General features: G+C 64.9%; 16 protein-coding genes and 2 pseudogenes. 4 read left to right on the top strand and 14 right to left on the bottom strand.

What is annotated here, in order from left to right; genetic code table 11:
* Positions 1-90: 90 nt before the first annotated feature.
* The 4 genes from CVV68_RS07620 to CVV68_RS07605 form a co-directional block, all read right to left on the bottom strand.
* Positions 91-990 (bottom strand): carbohydrate ABC transporter permease, encoded by a 900-nt coding sequence (locus CVV68_RS07620; protein WP_110500467.1) that lies wholly within the window; start codon positions 988-990, stop codon positions 91-93.
* A gap of 92 nt (positions 991-1,082) precedes the next feature.
* Positions 1,083-2,495, bottom strand: a complete 1,413-nt coding sequence (ngcE, locus tag CVV68_RS07615; RefSeq protein WP_110500398.1) for an N-acetylglucosamine/diacetylchitobiose ABC transporter substrate-binding protein — start codon at positions 2,493-2,495, stop codon at positions 1,083-1,085.
* Positions 2,496-2,630: 135 nt separating this feature from the next.
* A complete protein-coding gene (locus CVV68_RS07610; RefSeq protein WP_110500397.1) occupies positions 2,631-3,395 on the bottom strand; it encodes a sugar isomerase domain-containing protein in 765 nt (254 codons plus the stop codon).
* Entirely contained in the window at positions 3,388-4,359 is a 972-nt protein-coding gene (locus tag CVV68_RS07605) for a MurR/RpiR family transcriptional regulator (RefSeq protein WP_110500396.1), read from the bottom strand. The genes CVV68_RS07610 and CVV68_RS07605 overlap by 8 nt, the downstream gene beginning before the upstream one ends.
* A 93-nt stretch (positions 4,360-4,452) precedes the next feature.
* Here CVV68_RS07605 and CVV68_RS07600 point away from each other — a divergent pair, with 93 nt between their 5' ends.
* On the top strand, positions 4,453-5,445 hold the full coding sequence (locus CVV68_RS07600; RefSeq protein ID WP_170133119.1) for an N-acetylglucosamine kinase: 993 nt from the start codon (positions 4,453-4,455) through the stop codon (positions 5,443-5,445).
* Between the two features lie 36 nt (positions 5,446-5,481).
* Here CVV68_RS07600 and CVV68_RS23835 read toward each other — a convergent pair whose 3' ends face one another.
* The 4 genes from CVV68_RS23835 to CVV68_RS07580 all read right to left on the bottom strand — a co-directional run bounded on the left by CVV68_RS23835 (position 5,482) and on the right by CVV68_RS07580 (position 8,816).
* Positions 5,482-5,829 (bottom strand): hypothetical protein, encoded by a 348-nt coding sequence (locus tag CVV68_RS23835; RefSeq protein WP_211320753.1) that lies wholly within the window; start codon positions 5,827-5,829, stop codon positions 5,482-5,484.
* Between the two features lie 76 nt (positions 5,830-5,905).
* On the bottom strand, positions 5,906-6,496 hold the full coding sequence (locus tag CVV68_RS07590; RefSeq protein WP_146238852.1) for a hypothetical protein: 591 nt from the start codon (positions 6,494-6,496) through the stop codon (positions 5,906-5,908).
* A 9-nt stretch (positions 6,497-6,505) separates the two neighbouring features.
* Positions 6,506-7,882, bottom strand: coding sequence for an MATE family efflux transporter (locus tag CVV68_RS07585; protein ID WP_110500393.1), 1,377 nt, complete (start codon positions 7,880-7,882; stop codon positions 6,506-6,508).
* Positions 7,883-7,886: 4 nt separating this feature from the next.
* Entirely contained in the window at positions 7,887-8,816 is a 930-nt protein-coding gene (locus CVV68_RS07580) for a LysR family transcriptional regulator (protein WP_110500392.1), read from the bottom strand.
* A 72-nt stretch (positions 8,817-8,888) separates the two neighbouring features.
* Here CVV68_RS07580 and CVV68_RS07575 point away from each other — a divergent pair, with 72 nt between their 5' ends.
* Positions 8,889-9,854 (top strand): DMT family transporter, encoded by a 966-nt coding sequence (locus CVV68_RS07575; RefSeq protein WP_245933405.1) that lies wholly within the window; start codon positions 8,889-8,891, stop codon positions 9,852-9,854.
* Between the two features lie 132 nt (positions 9,855-9,986).
* Here the strand turns inward: CVV68_RS07575 and CVV68_RS07570 are convergent.
* Positions 9,987-10,586: pseudogene (locus CVV68_RS07570) on the bottom strand (recombinase family protein).
* A 252-nt stretch (positions 10,587-10,838) separates the two neighbouring features.
* Positions 10,839-11,438: a TetR/AcrR family transcriptional regulator gene (locus tag CVV68_RS07565; protein WP_110500390.1), complete on the bottom strand. Its 600-nt coding sequence runs from the start codon at positions 11,436-11,438 to the stop codon at positions 10,839-10,841.
* Positions 11,439-11,564: 126 nt separating this feature from the next.
* Here CVV68_RS07565 and CVV68_RS07560 point away from each other — a divergent pair, with 126 nt between their 5' ends.
* Both CVV68_RS07560 and CVV68_RS07555 read left to right on the top strand, forming a co-directional pair.
* Entirely contained in the window at positions 11,565-12,299 is a 735-nt protein-coding gene (locus CVV68_RS07560; protein ID WP_110500389.1) for an SDR family NAD(P)-dependent oxidoreductase, read from the top strand.
* A 116-nt stretch (positions 12,300-12,415) separates the two neighbouring features.
* Positions 12,416-13,045 (top strand): annotated as a pseudogene (locus tag CVV68_RS07555) (NADPH-dependent F420 reductase); the annotation flags it as partial.
* 450 nt (positions 13,046-13,495) lie between these two features.
* On the opposite strand, the gene CVV68_RS07550 reads toward CVV68_RS07555, so the two are convergent.
* From CVV68_RS07550 to CVV68_RS23435, 4 genes are all read right to left on the bottom strand, one after another.
* On the bottom strand, positions 13,496-14,086 hold the full coding sequence (locus CVV68_RS07550; protein ID WP_110500387.1) for a TetR/AcrR family transcriptional regulator: 591 nt from the start codon (positions 14,084-14,086) through the stop codon (positions 13,496-13,498).
* 104 nt (positions 14,087-14,190) lie between these two features.
* Entirely contained in the window at positions 14,191-14,859 is a 669-nt protein-coding gene (locus tag CVV68_RS07545; RefSeq protein WP_211320752.1) for an NADPH-dependent F420 reductase, read from the bottom strand.
* Positions 14,856-15,974, bottom strand: coding sequence for an SDR family oxidoreductase (locus CVV68_RS07540; protein ID WP_110500465.1), 1,119 nt, complete (start codon positions 15,972-15,974; stop codon positions 14,856-14,858). Before CVV68_RS07540 ends, CVV68_RS07545 begins: the two co-directional genes overlap by 4 nt.
* 33 nt (positions 15,975-16,007) lie before the next feature.
* On the bottom strand, positions 16,008-17,039 hold the full coding sequence (locus CVV68_RS23435) for an NAD(P)-binding domain-containing protein (RefSeq protein WP_211320751.1): 1,032 nt from the start codon (positions 17,037-17,039) through the stop codon (positions 16,008-16,010).
* Between the last annotated feature and the right edge of the window lie 203 nt (positions 17,040-17,242).

Genomic DNA, 17,242 nt, shown 5'->3' with positions numbered 1-17,242 from the left:
CAGCCACCGCCTTATCGCCCGGAGTGTCCTTGGCCTTGTGCGCAACGAGCCCGTCCGTGCCGGACGTTCGCTTGGAAAGTTTAAGTGACATTATTCAGACACGTCCTTGCTGCCGCCGGTGAGCCGGTTCACGAGGAAAACAAGCGCCGAGAAAATCAAGGTGAGACCCGCCAGGACAACGCCCATGGCACAGGCCAGGCCGAACTGTCCCTTGTTGAACGCCGTGGTGAACAGCTTTTGGGAAATCACCAGGGTGGAGTTCTCCGGGCCGCCGCCGGAGTTCAGGACAGACATGTAGACAAACGCGTCCAGTGCCAGTATGCCCATGTAGATGTAAGCGGTCTGGATGTTGTCGCGGATCAGCGGGATGGTGATGCTGATGGCGGTGCGGAAACGGCCCGCGCCGTCAATGCGTGCCGCCTCATACGTTTCCGCCGGGATGCCCTTGATGGCGGCGATGAACAAGATCATGTAGAAACCCACGAAGCCCCACACAATCACCACCATGGACGCCACCATGGCGGTGCGGGAATCGCCCAGCCACGGGTAGGAGTCGAAGCCGTCCAGGCCGACGCCGGTCAGGATGCCGTTGAGCAGCCCCGCGCTGGGATCGTAGATCCGTCCCCAGATGATGCCGATGACGACGGCGGGGATCACATAGGGGAAAAAGGAGATGATGCGGTAGAACCCTGCCCCCCGCAGGCCCTTGATCTGGCCGCGGCTGCTGCCGCCAATGGTGACCAGGGTGGCCAGGATCAGGCTGAGGATGACTGTGATCACGGGCAGGAAGACGGCCAGGATGATGCTGTTCCGCACGGCAATCATGAAGATGTTGTCCTGGAACAGCTTGACGTAGTTTTCCAAGCCAATGAACGGCATCTTGTTGTTGAAGCCGCTCCAGCTGGTGAGCGAGTAATACACCGCCTGGGCAAACGGCGAGATGACAAACACCAGATAGATCACCAACGGCACGCCCAGGAAGACGGCCATGAAGCTGATCTTGTCAAACGTCAATTTTTTCCGGCGCCGCCGGACAGCGGCGGGAACGCCGCTGTCCGGTTTGACGCTATGGCTGACTTGTGTCACTTCACTTCAATCTTAGTCACCGAGCTGTCGTTGCGAACCTTGTCAGAGATCTGCTGCAGGCCCTTGGTCAAGCCGGCAGTGTCCAGCTTGCCATCAAGGAAGGAGTTCCAGACCACCAGCATGTCGCCGTTCATGCCGTAAAGGTCGATGAAGTTCCAGGTGAAAATGTCCTTCTTTGCCGCATCGAGCATTGCCGTCTGGGACACCAGCGCCGTGGAGCCAAAGCCGTCGGCGGGGACGGTGCCCTTGACCACGGTGGGGGCAAGCTTGGTCTTGGCGAAGTTTGTTGCTGCGTCCTTGGAGAGCATGATGCGCAGCAGTTCCTTGCCCGCCGCCACGTCCGCACCCTTGGTGGGAACAATGTAGGGCTCGCCGGCAGCGGAGTGCAGGCCCGTCTGTGCCATCTTCGGGCTGGCGGTCCCCACCGGCACGGGTGCGCCGGTCATCTTGAAGTCCGCCTTGGTCTGGTCCTTCATCTCGTTCTCAATCCAGGAGCCGGACGGGTACAGCAGGGCGTCCTGGTTGTTGCTCCACTGGGCCTGCGCGGCGGTGAATTGGGTGCCGGAGCCACCGGGCTTGACATAGCCGGCCTTGACGATCTTTTCCAATGCGCTGAACACGGCCTGCAGCGCCGGAGCGGACCATGAGTTCGCCGTCAGGTTTTCCAGATCCAGCCGCACCTGGTCCCCGCCGTCCTTGATGGCGGAGGCGATGGCCATTTCCTGATAGTAGGTTGCAGCTTCTTTGCCCCAGACGAAGAGGTACTTGCCCTTGGCTTTGGCCTGGGCGCCAAGCGCCATGGCCTCGTCCCACGTGGTGGGGACCTTCCAGCCGTTGGCGTCGAAGAGCGACTTGGAGTACCAGATGGCATAGACGGTCAGCACGTAGTTGATGGCTGCCAGCTTGCCGCTGAAGGTGCCCGGTGCCAGGACCCCGTCGTACAGGGTGTCGGAGATCTTAGTGCCCTCGAGGTTGTTGGCCTCGGTAATGGAAGTCAGGTCCTCGAGCTGGTCCAGGATGGTGCTGAAGCCGATGGACTTGGCGCCGGAGTTGTCGATCAGGTCCGGCGGGTTGCCACCCACGAAGCGGGGCTGGAGTTGCTGGGCGATGTCGGTGGACGGGTTGATCTGGACCTTGGAATCGGGGTAGTTCTTGGAGAAGATCTTGCCGGCGAAGTCGACGTAGTCAATCCCGTAGCCGCCCTTGAAGATGACAGCGTCAAGGGTGGCGTTCTTGGCCACCCCGAAAGGGTTCGTTGCCGACATCTCGCCCGTTGCTGCCGAGCTGGGACTTGAGCTGCCGCCGCCGGCACAGGAAGCCAGGGCCCCGCCAAGGGGAACAATCACGGCGGTGGCCAGGGCGCCGCGGAGGAATCCGCGTCGCTGCAGCGGCTTGTTCAAAATACTCATTTTGTGTACTGCCTTCCGTTGATGGTACGAACGCTAAAAAAAGGTACTGCTTTGTACTTTTTGTACGGGTCCTGCTGCTCATGCTGCTGACTTCACGCGGTCAACGCTTTTCGTCAACTGTCCTGCCGTTGAGTTTCACGCCTCACGCCTGAGCCGGCCGGCATATTGGCCCACCAGAGCGTTGTTGTGGTCATCTCCGCCCGGGATGTTTGCTGAAATATAGATGGGCGGTTTTCTCCCCGCACGGATCAGGCATTGGACGGTCTCAATCGTCAACAGCTGCGCGATGTACGCTCCTGTTATCGATGACACTGCACCCACACCTCCTCCGTCGGAAACTTCAAGGGTTGTATCACCAAAAGGTGCCTTGTTATCGATAACAATATCCGCAATTTCGCTGAGACGCATCCCACTGGGGTGTTTTGTTTCAACGGCATTGGTGTGTGCCAGGCTGGTGACGGCGATCACCTTGTGACCGCGCGCCTTGGCAACCAGCGCCAAACCTACTATCGAGGCGTTGACGCCGGAGTTGGAGGCAATGATGAAGATGTCCCGGGGATCCACCGGCGAGAGGTCAAAAAGCTCCTCCGCCACACTGCTGTCCCGCTCCAGGACGGACCCTTCCAAGGTGCCCAGGGCAGCAACCTCACGCGTGCCGTGCAGGACCAGGTCCCGCAACGCGATCTTGCTGGTGGGAATCAACCCGCCGGCACGGCCTGCAATTTCCATGGCAAAGGCCTCGGAATGGCCGGTGCCAAACGCCTGGATGACACCGCCGCCGGCCAAGGTTTCCGCCAACGCGGTTGCCGCTGCGTCCAGGCCGCCGCCCGCCGCCCAACTGGTGATCTTCTCCAGACGGGAGCAGACTTGGCGGCTAAATGCCGTGATGGACTCAGACATGGCTGCTGTTCCTTCCGTTATTGCGCGGCCCCCGGTGGCTGCCCAGTTCCAGGCGCGCGGCCCGGGTGGGGCGGCGGTGCGGGGCCACGGCGGCGGCGGAGGCGGCCAGCGTGGAGGTGGTTTGGGTGAAATTCACCTGGGCCACCAGCAGGTAGATCATGTCAAGGACCAGCAGCTGCACATGCTTGGCGGAGAGATCGTCCGGCTGCAGGAACTGTTCGTGGACGGAGGTGATGATGGCCTCATCGGCACTTTCAGCCAAGGGGGATCCGGGATTGTTGCTCAACGCGATGGTCAAGGCGCCGGCCTCACCGGCCTCACGGAGCATCTGGATGGTCTCTTCGGTGCGGCCCGTGTTGGAAATGCCGATGGCCACCGAGTTGGTGTCCTGAATGGCGGCGCTGGTGAGCCCGGCATGGACTTCTGACCAGTGGTGGGCGTTGACGCCGATGCGGTACAGGCGCGACTGCAGCTCCTTGGCCATGACGGCGCTGCCGCCAATTCCGTAAATGTCCACGTGCGTACTCATGGCGATGCGCCGGGCAATCTTGTTCATCAGGGCCAGGTCCATGACGGCGGCCGTTTCCTCCAGCGAACGCGTATGGGCGTTCACCAGCGAGCTCAGGACGTCGCGGGCCGAGTCGTCGGGACCGAATGCGCGGCCGATGTCCGCCTTCCAGGATTCGCGGGCGTCGCTGCGTCCGACGTCGGAGGCGATGCTTACGCGGAACGGCACGTAGCCGGTGTAACCCAGCAGGCGGCAGAAGCGGGTCACGGTGGCCGGGGAGGTCTTGGTCTGCCCGGCCAGCTCCATGATGGAAAGCTCCAGGGGTGCCTGTGGATGCTCCAAAAGAAACGTGCCAATCTTGGCCATTGCCGCCGGCATATCGGGTAGCTTGGCCTGAATGCGGTTCACCACGCCGGCAGCATTCACCACTGCCTTGGAGGGCGTGAATGTCGACATATGAAAATCCGTTTCTTTTTGGTGGCAACTAACTGAAAACTATTATCATCGTGGATGTAAGTCAAGTCACAACTAAGGCACAGAATGGTAACGATGCAGAATTACCTTGCAATTGACGCTGGTGGAACGTCCACCAGGGCCGTCCTGGTGATGGCTTCCGGGGACTGCCTGGGCTATGGCGTTTCGGGTGGTGGAAACCCGGTTTCCCGCGGATTTGACGGTGCCGTCGACGCCCAGCTGAGGGCCTCCGCCACAGCACTCGGAGGCTCCGACGCACCGCTCCACTCGGTCACCGTCGCCATGGCCGGCGCGTCCCTTGAACTTCCGGTGGGCTTGTTCCGCGAACGGTTCGCCGCGCTGGGCCTCCTCCAAGACGTGGTGATCGAATCTGATCTTTTAGGGACTTTTTATTCCGGAAGTCATCAAGACGATGGTTATGCGCTGATCGCCGGAACCGGTGCCGTGGCGGCGCGCGTGGCGGGCAGCCAACTCGCCGCGGTGGCAGACGGGACAGGATGGCTGCTGGGCGACAATGGTGCCGGCTTTTGGCTGGGCCGGGAGGTGGTGCGCGCGGTCGCTGCCGCCCTGGACGGACGCGAGCAGGCCACGGCACTGACGGAGCTGTTGCTGGCGGAGCTGGCCATCACGGCGGACCGCTCCTTGCGGACCCAGGGCCGCGTGGGTGCCCAGCAGCAACTGATCGCCAAGACGTATGGGCTGGCGCCGATTGAACTCTCACGATTTGCGCCGCTGGTCTTTGAAGCAGTGGACGACGCCGTTGCCCGGGACATCATTGACCGTGCGGCTGCCGCACTTGCCCGGACGCTGCTGGCGGTCACCACCGGGAGGGAGGACGGGCCGCTCGTGTTCGGCGGCAGCGTGCTGACCAAGGGCGGCACGGTGGCGGCCGCCGTCATGGCGGAGTTGGCCCTGCACGCGCCTGCCGGCAGCACGGGTGCAGTTCCGGTGTTGGTCCGTGACGGCGTGGTGGGCGCGGCCGTTTTAGCGCTCAAGCGCCATGGAGTCGTGGTGGACGCGGCCGTGTTCGGGCGCATCACGTCCAGTTTGGCGGCCCTGCGGGATTGAACGGACGGTTACCGCAGCCCGCGCCCGTGGCGGGGATCAGGTGGCGGGGGTGCCGCCGTCATTCTTCCGTTCCGGGGTCTGCGTGGCAGCCGGCTTGGCGCCGGGCATGCGGTCGGATGACTTGCGGTTCACGCCCGAGCCCTCACTGAGGTAGTCGGGGTTTTCCTTGTGGCCCATGACCAGCAGTGAGGAGATCAGCAGCGAGGCGATGAAGGCGATGCCAAACGCGATGCCGCCAAGGTCCCAGCGCAGCCCGTGCTCGGTGCCGCCGGCGGAAGCCACCAGCACCACAATGCCGGCCACGGCGCCGAGAGCAAAGGAAAAGCTCAGGGGGAACTTGATGGAATTGCCCGACTTCGGGTTCTGTGGCTCTGCATTGCCCACGATGGATCCTTCTTTATTGGTTGGCACCGGTTCACCTCGGTGAATTCTACGCAAAGTAGAACACTTAGTGATTAGTTTACTTTCGTTTTGGCGTCCGGACGTCATGGCGCAGGGTGAGGGCCGACAATAGCCAGAGCGCCCCGGTCATGAGCGCACCGCCCCCGCTGACGCCCAGGAGCGCGTGCGGCCCCGCGTTGATGAAAAAGGGCAGCAGCAGGCCGGTGCCCAGGCCCAGCACGCCGGAGATCAGCCAGTCGCTGCGCAGCTGCGACCGCGCCGAGGTGAGCGCCGCGAACAGCTCCGCGGCACCCATGAGCAGCAGCGCCGCGCCTCCCAGCCAGGCCGCCAGAACCGTGTTGACGGAAATAAAGATCACGACGCCGGCCACGGCCTGAAGCGCTGCGGCACCCAAAAGGGCCAGGTGCTTGGTGTCGCCACGGGGCAGCGCCAGGCGGCGCACAAACCAGTAATGCGAGCCCGCCAGGACCAGGAAGTACCAACCAAAGTTCAGGCACAGGCCCAGCGTGTCCGGGGCCCCGAAAAATACGGTGATGATGCCAAAGAGCAGGGTGACCATGGAGCGGAACAGCACCGGCTGCCACAATTGGGCCATGGGGGTGCTGGTCACGGTTGAATTTGCGCCTTGCGGCACGGCAGTATCACTCACCCGACAAGTCTAGCCGCGGCCGGCGGGCACTCCCACCTGCATCCACCGGCCCGTCCGGGCGCGCAGGCCCAGGGTCAGGCCGCGGGCCGCCATGTAGCCCAGGCTGAACGCCGCCCACAGCCAGGTCAGGGCCACGGGGCTGTCGCCCAGGGACGCCGAACTGACCCACCAGAGCAGCGGCAGGTACACCACGAGGTTGGCCAGCCCCGCCAGGGCCAGATAGCGGGCGTCGCCGGCGCCGATCAACACGCCGTCCAGCACAAAGACGTAGCCCGCCAGCGGCTGCCCAACGGCCATGACGACCAAGGCGGCCGCGAGCGCCTGGTGGACACCGGCGTCGTTGGTGAACAGCCAGCCCACGCCCCGGGCCGCCGCCCACAGGGCCAGCCCCGTGACCACCCCAAAGCCCACGCCCCACCAGGTCATGGTGCGGGTGAGTGCGCGCACGGCGGGGACGTTGTTCGCGCCGAGCTCCCTTCCGATGAGGGCCTGGGCGGCGATGGCGAGGGCGTCAAGGGCGAAGGCCAGGAGCGTGAACAGCGTCATGGCCAGCTGGTGCGCGGCGAGGTTCACGGGGCCCTGCGAGGTGGCCACCAGGACGGTGGCGAGGATGGCCAGCCGCAGCGAGAGCGTGCGCACCATGAGCCAGCCGCCCACACGGGAAACAGCGCGCACGCCGGCCCAGTCGGGGCGCAGGCCCACGCTTTCCCCGCGGGCGGCCCGCACCACAATGACCAGGTACACCGCGGCCATCCCCCACTGCGCCAGGACCGTGCCGAGCGCGGCGCCGCCCACCGACAGGTGAAGTCCGTAGACGAAGGTGAAGTTCAAGGCGATGTTCACGGCGAAGCCGACCCCGGCCACCAGCAGCGGCGTCCGGGTGTCCTGCAGTCCGCGCAGTACTCCCATGGCTGCCAGGACCAGCAGCATGGCCGGGATGCCCGCCATGCTCACAACGAGGTACTCATGGGCAAAACCCAGGACCTCGCCGCCCGCGCCCATGGCCGACAGGAGGGGGCCTGCCGTGAACCATCCTGCGGCGGCCAGGACCAGCCCGAGTCCCAGTGCCAGCCAAAGGCCGTCGCGGCCCACCGCCAGGGCCTCTGCCCGGCGTCCGGCACCGAGCAGCCGCGCAACGGCGGGTGTCGTGGAATATGCCAGGAACACCATGAGTCCGACGGCGGTCTGCAGCACCGTTGCGGCCAGGCCGGCGCCGGCCAGTTGTGCAACGCCCAGGTGGCCCACGATGGCGGAGTCGGCGAGCAGGAACAGCGGTTCGGCGATGAGCGCTCCAAAGGCCGGGACCGCCAGGTGCAGGATCTGCCGCGAGGTCGATGGCCCGGGCGCTGGCCCGGACGTGGTCTGGGGCGGCAGGGGTTTGGGCATGGTTCTAGCGTATCGGCGCGGCCAGTGCCCCGGCGTCCATGAGTTCCGCCATGACTCCCTGCAGGGCCCGGATGACCAGCTGCACACCGGTGCGCTCCAGGGCTTCCGGCCTCGCCAGGATGTCGATGTGCCGGCCCAGTTTCGGCATGCGAAGCGGGACAAGCACCAGCTGCGGGAAATATTGTCGGTTCACCGTGTACCGCGGCATGAGCGAGACACAGGAGCCGCGCTCCACCACCGACGCGGCGACTATGAACTCGTTGATCCGGTGCGCGATGGCGGCCTCCTCCCCCGCCAGCGTGCCGATCATCTCGATGGCCCCTTCCAGCGGGAAGCCGCGGTGCACCGAAATCCATTGCTCACCGCGCAGGTCCGCCGGGACCAGGCTCCTGCGCCGGGCCAGCCGGTGGCCGGCGCCGACAGCCACGTCCAGCGGTTCAAGGGCCAGCGCAGTGGCGTGCACCGTGGCAGGCCAGGGGGGACTGTTGGCCAGCCGGTGGGCGATCACCAGGTCATAGTCGGCCGCCAACGCCGCAAAGTCCTGTTGGGCCACGTCCTCGTCGGAGAGGGCCAGCCGTGGGCCGCCGCTGCCTGCCACCGCTTCCTCAAGCCGGCGGAACAGGGCCAGCCCCGCGCTGTGGAAAGCAGCCACGCTAACCGGGGCTTCGGCGTCGGCGGCGAACCGCTCCACGGCCGTGTCTGCCCGCGCGAGCGCCACCTCCACGTCCGCTGCGGCATGGCAGAGCGCCAGGCCCGCCGGTGTCAGCGCGGTGCGGCGGCCCTGTTTGTAGGTCAGCGCCGTCCCCGCCTTGCGCTGCAATGCCGAAAGCTGCTGGGAAACGGACGACGCCGTGACGTGCAGTGCCGTCGCGGCCGCGGCGATGCTTCCCCTTGCCTGCACCTCGCGCAGTGCCCGCAATTGACCTATTTCCATAAGTCCAAACTAATGTATTAGGCACTGCATTTGCATCTGGTACTAATGTGTTTTTCGATTCAGGATGGGAGGGTGAACAATTTATGGAGCCGTTTTGGCCGCGTGTTTGGCATTGACGTGGCACTGCTGGCGGTTGCCGTGGTGTGGGGGGCAAGCTATCTGGTGGCCAAGGACCTCACGCTCGCCGCGTCAGTGCCGGCCGTGCTGGGCTGGCGGTTTTTGGTGGCATCGCTGGCACTGGGCGCCTTGTGGGCCTGGCGGGTGCGGCGCAGGCCCGGACGGGCGGAGTTGGGAACCGGGGCACTGCTGGGGCTGACGCAGGCCGCGGTGCTGTTCCTCGAGACTTATGGCGTTGCCCAGACCCGAGCCGCCAATGCCGGGCTGATCATCAGCCTGACCGTGGTGTTCACGCCGCTGCTGGATTCCGTGGCCACGCGGAGGTGGCTGCCGCCGGGATTCTTTGTGGCGGCCGTAGTGGGTGTGGTGGGCGTGGCACTGTTGGTTTCCGGTGACGGCTTCCGGACGCCCAATCCAGGAGACCTGCTGATGCTGGCGGCGGCTGCCGTGCGGGCCTTCCACGTGACGCTGCTGGGTGCACTGACCCGAAACAAGCCCTACAGCTCCGTCACCGTGACGCTTATCCAATCCGTCGTTTGCGCTGTGGCCGGGATTGCCCTGGACCCAACGGGGATGGTGGCAGCCGCCTTTGCCTTTGGCCCGTCAGGCTGGCTGGGCGTGCTGTTCCTGGGACTGGCCGCCAGCGTGTTCGCGTTCGTGGTGCAGCTGTGGGCGGTGCGGCGCACCTCTGCCTCACGGGCCAGCCTGCTGATGGGCACCGAGCCGGTCTGGGCGGTGCTCGCCGGCGTGCTGCTCGCCGGGGAAACGCTCGGCTGGCTCGGCGCCCTCGGCGCAGCACTGATCGTTGGCGGCTGCTACGCCGGCCAGCGGATCGAGTCACGGTTCCGGCAGGCCCCGCCTGCCCCGGAACTCGGGGCGGATGGGGGTCTGAAGAGGATCGGTACGGAAATTCACGTTTAGGGTGTGTCGGTGCCGATTCCGGCATTGAATGGCGGAATCGGCACCGACGGAGTCCGTGGGATCGCGGACGGAGCCTTCGAGCCTTGGCCTAACTTCACATTGAGTGAGCCAATCAGAAGTCACATGCAATTCTCAGGAGCGTACTGGCTCGGCTGCCCTGCGTTGTCCGCATTCAATGGCCCGGTAGATGGTGGATCGGCTGATGGAGAATGGCTCGGCCAGTTAGGCCATGGTGTATTTCCCCACATCGTGCAGTCCCAGAAGGTGGGCTTCCTGTTTCACGGTGAGCTTTGGCTGTTTTCCCCGAAGCCGTCCGTTGGCCTTGGCGACCTTCATTCCTCCGTGGCTGCGCATGCTGATGAGGTCGGCTTCGAACTCGGAGATCATCACCAGGACGCTGAACAGCAGTTTGCCCATTGGGTCGGTGGGGCCATGGACGGAGCCACTGATGATGAGTTTGATTTCGCGGCTGGCGAGGTCGTCTGCAATTTCGTGAGCGTCCCGAACAGAACGGGCCAGGCGGTCGAGATTGGTCACGACGAACGTATCTCCGGCCCGGCACGCAGCGAGGGCTTCGCGAAATCCGGCGCGATTCTTGTTCCTGCCGGTGAAGCCGTGATCACCATAGACGCGTTCCGGCTCAACGCCAAGGGCAGCCAGGGCATCACGTTGGGCGGTGACGTCTTGCTCTTCCGTGGACACACGGGCATAGCCGACCAAAAATTTAGACATGTAGATGAGTGCGTCACATAGGGCTCCGTCATCGAACAGTTCACCGAAAAACCCACGGTGGAGTCGACTGTGGTTCGCAGCGATAAATGGCGGCCTTTTCGCAGCGTTACATGTCACCCCAATGCGCGTAAGCCGATCCTTGGGTTCTTGCGGTGGTCGCAACACTTAGCGGGTGAAGAGTGTTGTGGCGCAGTTGTCGTCGGCGTATCGGCCTGAGTTGGCGCAGCGGTTCTGGGCGGCTTTGCAGGCCGGTCAGTTCCTAAGCGAAGCGGTGGCCGGTGCCGATGCTGCGGGGATGGCGTTGTCGACGAGGACGGCGGCGATGGCGGCGGCGGCGGCGAAGGCGTCGGTGTTGAGGACCCGGCTGCGGGCCGAGGCGCCGTCCAGGAGTAGCGCCAGTTGCTCGCCGAGCTGTTCGGGGTCGTCGGCGCAGGCCTCGCGGGCCGTTTCGGTGAGCCGCGCCGCAAATGCCTTCTTGTAGTCACTGGCGAGTACTCGTGCCGGGTGGTCCGGGTCCTGGATCTCGACGGCCGCCGCGATGAACGGACACAGGGGTGAGTGGATATCGAAGACGGCGAGGAGTCGTTCGCGGGGTGGGAGGTCGGTGCGGTCGAAGACTTCGGGCAGGATGTCGGGATCGAATCGGCGCAGGTACTCGGCGATCAGCTCGTCCTTGCCGGCGAAGTGCTGGTAGAGCGTCCGCTTGGACACTCCGGCCACCGCGCATAGCTGGTCCATGCCGGTGCAGTTGATGCCTTGGTCACCGAACAGCTGCTGTGACGCGCCGAGGATGCGTTCTCGTGCGCCCCTGCCGCGGCGCAGGCCTCGCGGCCCCTTCTCCAACTCCGTCATACGCCCCAGCATACCCCAGGTGGTACCGATCGGTGTGCATAGCTTGACGCCCGGCACGGCCGCCCTATAAGTTAAGTACGCAGATCGGTGTACATAACATCGGCACGGCGATTGAATGGAGTAATCATGGGAAAGCTCGATGGCAAGGTTGCGGTAATCACAGGCGCGACAAGCGGGATGGCACTGGCCGGTGCGAAGTTGTTCGTTGATGAAGGCGCTTACGTCTTCATTTCGGGCCGGCGGCAGGACGCGGTGGACGACGCGGTCAAGCTGATCGGCCAGAACGTGACCGGTGTGCAGGCCGATTCGGCCAATCTCGCTGATCTGGACCGTTTGTTCGAGACGGTTAAGCAGGAAAAAGGCACGATCGACGTGCTGTGGGCAAGTGCTGGGGGCGGGGCGCAGAGCAAGCTCGGCGACATCACCGAGGAGCAGTTCGACGAGGCCTTCACGCTGAACGCACGCGGCACTCTGTTCACTGTCCAGAAGGCGCTGCCGTTGTTGAGCGATGGAGGCTCGATCTTTATGACCGGGTCCAACGCGTCGCTTCGGGGCTACCCGGATTGGAGCGTGTATGCAGCGAGCAAGGCCGTGCTTCCCGCCTTCGCACGGGTGTGGGTTGCCGAGCTGAGGGACAGGAAGATTCGGGTGAACGTTCTGACCCCCGGCTCGGTCGCCACGCCGATGATGGGCGATGTGTTGAGCCCGGAGTTGAAAGAGATGTTCGCGTCTGTGATCCCGCGGCGAGAGATGGGCCGCCCTGAAGAGATCGCGTCGGTCGCGTTGTTCCTCGCCTCGGACGACTCGAGCTACGTCAATGGCCAGGAGCTGGTCGCCGACGGCGGCACCACAGTGATCTGAATCAAGCACCAGGAATGCCGCGGGCACACCCCAAAAAGCCCGTCGCCACAACGAACTGATCTCGAACGCGCACGAATGAGACAGGGCGACACCTCGAAGAACAAAGAAAAGAGCACACCCTTATGAGCAGCATCACACTAATCGGTACGGGGAACATGGCCCGTACCATCGGCACGCTCGCGGTGGCGGGCGGCAATACCGTCGAGGTCATGGGACGCGATCAGTCCAAGGCCGATGGCCTGGCCAATGCTCTGGGCGGCGGTGCGACGACAGGCAAGTGGGGCGCCATCCCCGCCGGGGACATTGTCATCACGGCCCTGTTGTATGACGGAGTCGTTCCGGTCGTCGCCGCGTACGGAGATGCCCTCGAGGGCAAGGTCATCGTAGACATCAGCAACCCCTTCAACGCCACGTTTGACGGACTGGCCCACAGCGAGGAGACCTCGATCGCGCAGGAAGTCGCCAAGGTGGCCCCGGCCGGCGCCAGCGTGGTGAAGGCATTCAACACCGTCTTCCGTAATGTCCTGGAGAAGGGCCGGCCCGACGTCTTCATCGCGGGCGACAATGCGCACGCCAAGGCGGATGTGGCGGCATTCATCGGCAGCCTCGGGCTGCGCCCGCTGGACGTCGGCGGCCTGAAAATGGCGCACTGGCTGGAAGGAGTGGGTGTGGTCACGGTAGGCCTCGCCGGCAACGGGGTTGGCCACTGGGACTTCGCCCTCGGTGCCAACGAATTCACCGGCTGAGCCCCCGGGCCCGGGGGCCGAGCAGCCGGCGGACAGCGCGCCGTGCGCGGCTGTTATAGGCCCGTCGATACGGCCGCAGGCGTTCGTCACGGGCTTGCCGGTCGACGGGCGGCTGCGCAATGTCGGCCGGTCCACCGTTCTCTCCACCCAGGATGGGCGGAGCCAGGCCGCCGGCACCGCCCATCGCAGCCCGGGTATCGACGGCCTGAAGAGTTCAGCGAGACCTCGCTGAACAGAGTCAGCGAGGACGCGCTCCCATCCATCCGCCCCTGGTTGATCCGCTCGTGATCGAAGCGGCCGGCGTAGCCTGGTCCGGTGAGTCCTTCCGCCTCCGTCAGCGGGCACAGGAAGTGGAGCGTCTGCACACAGGGACAGCCTCCCCACCTGCAACACGCTGATGACGCCTCGAGGCGGAACATTGGGCGTGGCGGAACTCGCCGCCGAAGGCAGTCAGCGTGGCGGCCCGGGGCGTTCCTGAGTGACGACATGGCTTGCTTCGTTGGGCAGGACTGCGCTCGATATCACGCTGAAGAGATGGTCCGCGCGTGGCGCTAGCGAGGGCTGGTCGTAGACCCACGCAGCCGCTGCGACCAGCGCGAACAAGTCAGTGCCGTCGACGTCGGCCCGCGCCACGCCCGCGCCCTGAGCGCGATAGAGAAGCCGGGTGCCCGCATCGTGCAACGCAACGCACGAGGCATTGAGTGCGGATTCGGTGTCCTCGAGCGCGGCCACCAGCAGTCCCGAGAGACCCCGGTATTCGTGTGTGATCGCAACGCTGCCGCGGAACCATGTCAGTAGCGCATCCTCCGGCGTGCCCGACAACTCGAGGTCGGCCGCCTGAGCCGTCAGTTCGTCGACGTCTGTACGAAGCAACGCCTCAATCAGCGCCTCTCGCGTAGGAAAGTGACGGTAGAGGGTGCCGAGCCCGACGTCCGCTTTGCGGGCGACGTCACGCAGTGATGCATCGGCTCCGTGCTCGGTCACGACTTCGCGCGCGACCACGAGCAGGCGATCGTAGTTCTTTCTGGCATCGGCTCGCATATGTCTCCCTGGTTAGCAAGTGGGGCGGTGCTTTGCATAATCGGTGCACCGCCCCACTTAGACTAACCCGCCTACGGCGCAAGCGGAGAGAGACCGGCCCGCGGCTATCGAGTTGCGATGGCCAGCGCCGCGCGGATGGCGTCCCCACCGGCGGGCCGGCCCGACTCGACCGAGTACGGCCCGTACGGGGTTCCCCACACCGGCGTGCCCGTCGCCTGCCGCCAGCTGTCGGCCAGCGATCCAGCGTTTATCACGCTGTACCCGATGGAGTCGATGAATTCGGTCACCGCCGCCTTCGCCGGCGCGGAGTCGCCGGCGATCGGCAGGTACGTGCGGTCGGCCGCCCCCGCCGGGCGGGCGAGGGACAGCAGGTGCTTGTAGAAGACGTTGTTGAACGCCTTCACGAGCAGGGCGTCCGGGATGTACCGCTGCAGCAGCTCGCTCGAGGTGAGCGACGTACCGTCGAGCTCGGGGATGTGCCCGTCGCGCTCGGGGCCGTAGTTGCAGGTGTCGATGACCATCTTCCCTGCCAGCGGCGCGACGGGCAGATCCGGGAACGCGCTGACCGGCACCGTGACCACCACGATGTCGCCGGCCGCAGCGGCCTCCGCGCTCGTCGCCGCGGACGCCCGTAGCCCGAGTTCGGCGACCGTAGCCGCGAGCGTTTCGGGACCGCGCGAGTTGCTGAGCACCACCCGATGCCCAGCGCCGATCGCGAGCCGCGCGAGAGTGGTGCCGATCTGTCCGCTGCCGATGATTCCCACGGTTGTCATGAGCGCCCCTCGGGGAGGTAGTGGCCGTTGTCCAAGTCGGCGATCAGGCCGGGGTGTGTGGGTTCCCAGCCGAGGGCCTCCCGGGTGATGACGTTGGACGTCGGGTAACTCTGCGTAACGATGTTCGCCATGAATCCGAAGTACCCCGGCAGCATCAGTTCGTCCAGGGGAATGCTCACGGCGGGCAAACTCAGGCGGCTGCCGATGGCCTCGGCGATCTCGCGGAAGGGAATTCCTTCGTCTTCGACCGCGTGCCAGTATCGGCCAGCCTCACCTTTTTCCAGCGCCAGTCGGAACAATAAAGCGATATCGCGGATGTGCACGGCGTTCCAGACGTTCGCGCCGTCTCCGGGGTAGCCGGCGAAGCCACGCTCATTTGCCAGCGCGATCAGCATGGGCAGGAAACCGGCACGGTCGCTCGTGCCATGCGCGATATTGGCGATCCTCACGACCGAAGACCGCACCCCCTGCTCGGCCAAGCCGATAACGGTGGTTTCGACGACATTGCGCACCCGCAGGGTGCCCCTGTGCTCATCATCGACGAACAGAGCCGGGTCCTCCTCGGTGGCCCGACGGCCCAGCTGCCCGGACGAGCCGACGCTCCCCGCCACGACCAGCGGCTTTCCCGTTCCCGCGAGTGCCTCACCGTAGGCGAGCATGACCGGGATTTCTGCCGCAGCCACGGCGTCCATCCCGCCAAACGGAAGCAGGTCTTGCCGGTGCGCGACATGGATGACTCCGTCGGAGTCAGCCGCTGCCTCTTTGAGCCCGTCAAGGTCCTGAAGGTCGCCACGGCGGACGGTCGCGCCGAGCGCTGACAGCGCCGCCGCGGAAGCATCCGATCGGGCAAGGCCTGTCACCTCGTGCCCGGCGGCGATGAGTTCGGGGATGATGTGTGAACCGGAATGGCCGGTCCCGCCAGTAACAAAACGCGCATGTACTTCATCCTTGTGAGTGATGGGGCGGAAGAAATGGTGGTGTGGGGACCTCCGCCAGCGGAAGGCGCGAGGCAGCCGGGCGCGAGTGCGCTCAGCCGAGAATGTCGACGCAGAGGGGGGTAGGAACGAGCGTCGATAGCGCGCGAGACGACGCGGCCACAAAGCCGCAAGAACCATGCTGGAGGCCACGCGGACGACAAAGGGGTTTCACTACAGCGTGACTACGTTGGACGGGCCGAAGTAAGTCCGCAAGGACGAAATCTTGGCGTCTTCGTCGAAGGTCATCACGTCGATAACGTCGACACGCTGGCCGGCAGAGACGACCTGCACGTGAACGGCTGCTTCTCCGCCGGCCACGTTCAGCGAGACTAGGTCGACTCGCTGCTCTCGGCCGTCCCATATTGAGTGATAGGCACTGCGAATCGCTTCAATTCCGCGATGGACGTCGCCGCCGGTTGGACTCTCGAAGATTGCGTTGTCGGCAAAGAGGGCCGCCACTTCGTCAGCACTCCTGTGTCCCGCAGCACTCCCGTGTCCCGCCAACTCGATATACGACCGGACAACCTGGGTGATCTTCTCTGTGCTCAGTTCCGGCACGTCGTTTACGTTGCTCACAACGTCGACGCCGAGGGCGATGTTGAACCCCGCGCCGTGGCCGGCCAGCCCCATCATCAGCAGTCCCGTCCCTTCCAGCCAGTGCGCCATCGCCAGGCCGCCGACGTCGAGCGGGCGCAGCCCGAGGCTCTCGATGAACGCCGACACGCTTGCCTTGGCCCGAGCGTCGTCGCCGGCGAAGAGCACGTCCAGCGGGCGGCCCAGGGCCAGGATGTGGCCGAAGACGGTGTTGAACGCCTTCACGACGTGCGAGCTAGCCGGGACGGCCTTGGCGATCTCCTGCGCACCGGAAGAGCCGTCAGACGTGACCAGCTCAGTGTCGTCGGGTGCGGTGAAGGTGTTGGAGATGTCGATGATGATCTTGCCGGCCAGCGCGTCCCCGTATTGGCGGACGACGTCCACGGCGCTGGCGTATGGGACGGCGAGGATTACGATGTCGCCGGCCGGGGCTGTGCCGAATGTCCCGGCCGTGGCGCCGCCGCCGAGCGCGGCGGCCAGGTCCTTGGCCTTGGCCGCGTCGCGGCCGATGACCTCGACGGCGTTGCCACCCTCGACCGCGCGGGTGCCGACGGCGCGGGCGTAAGTCCCGAGGCCGATGATGCTGATGCTGATGCTGATGCTGGTCACGATGTGTACTCGCTTTCGCTGATCTGGACCTAGCTTTCTGTGATCAACCGCGAAGCGGCGATCGGGCGACACATGTGCGCTCATCCCAGGACAGGAAGCTGAACTGCTCTAATCGGAGCAGTAGTCCGAATATACGGTGCAGTGCTCCGTTAAGCAAGCGCGAGAAGTAGGAGCAGCCATTTTCAAGCGGACGGGTATCCCAT

Source organism: Arthrobacter livingstonensis (assembly GCF_003219815.1).
Classification (GTDB): Bacteria; Actinomycetota; Actinomycetes; order Actinomycetales; family Micrococcaceae; genus Specibacter; species Specibacter livingstonensis.
Note: the sequence above shows the minus strand (reverse complement) of the source record. Positions and strands in the feature narration are given on the sequence as shown.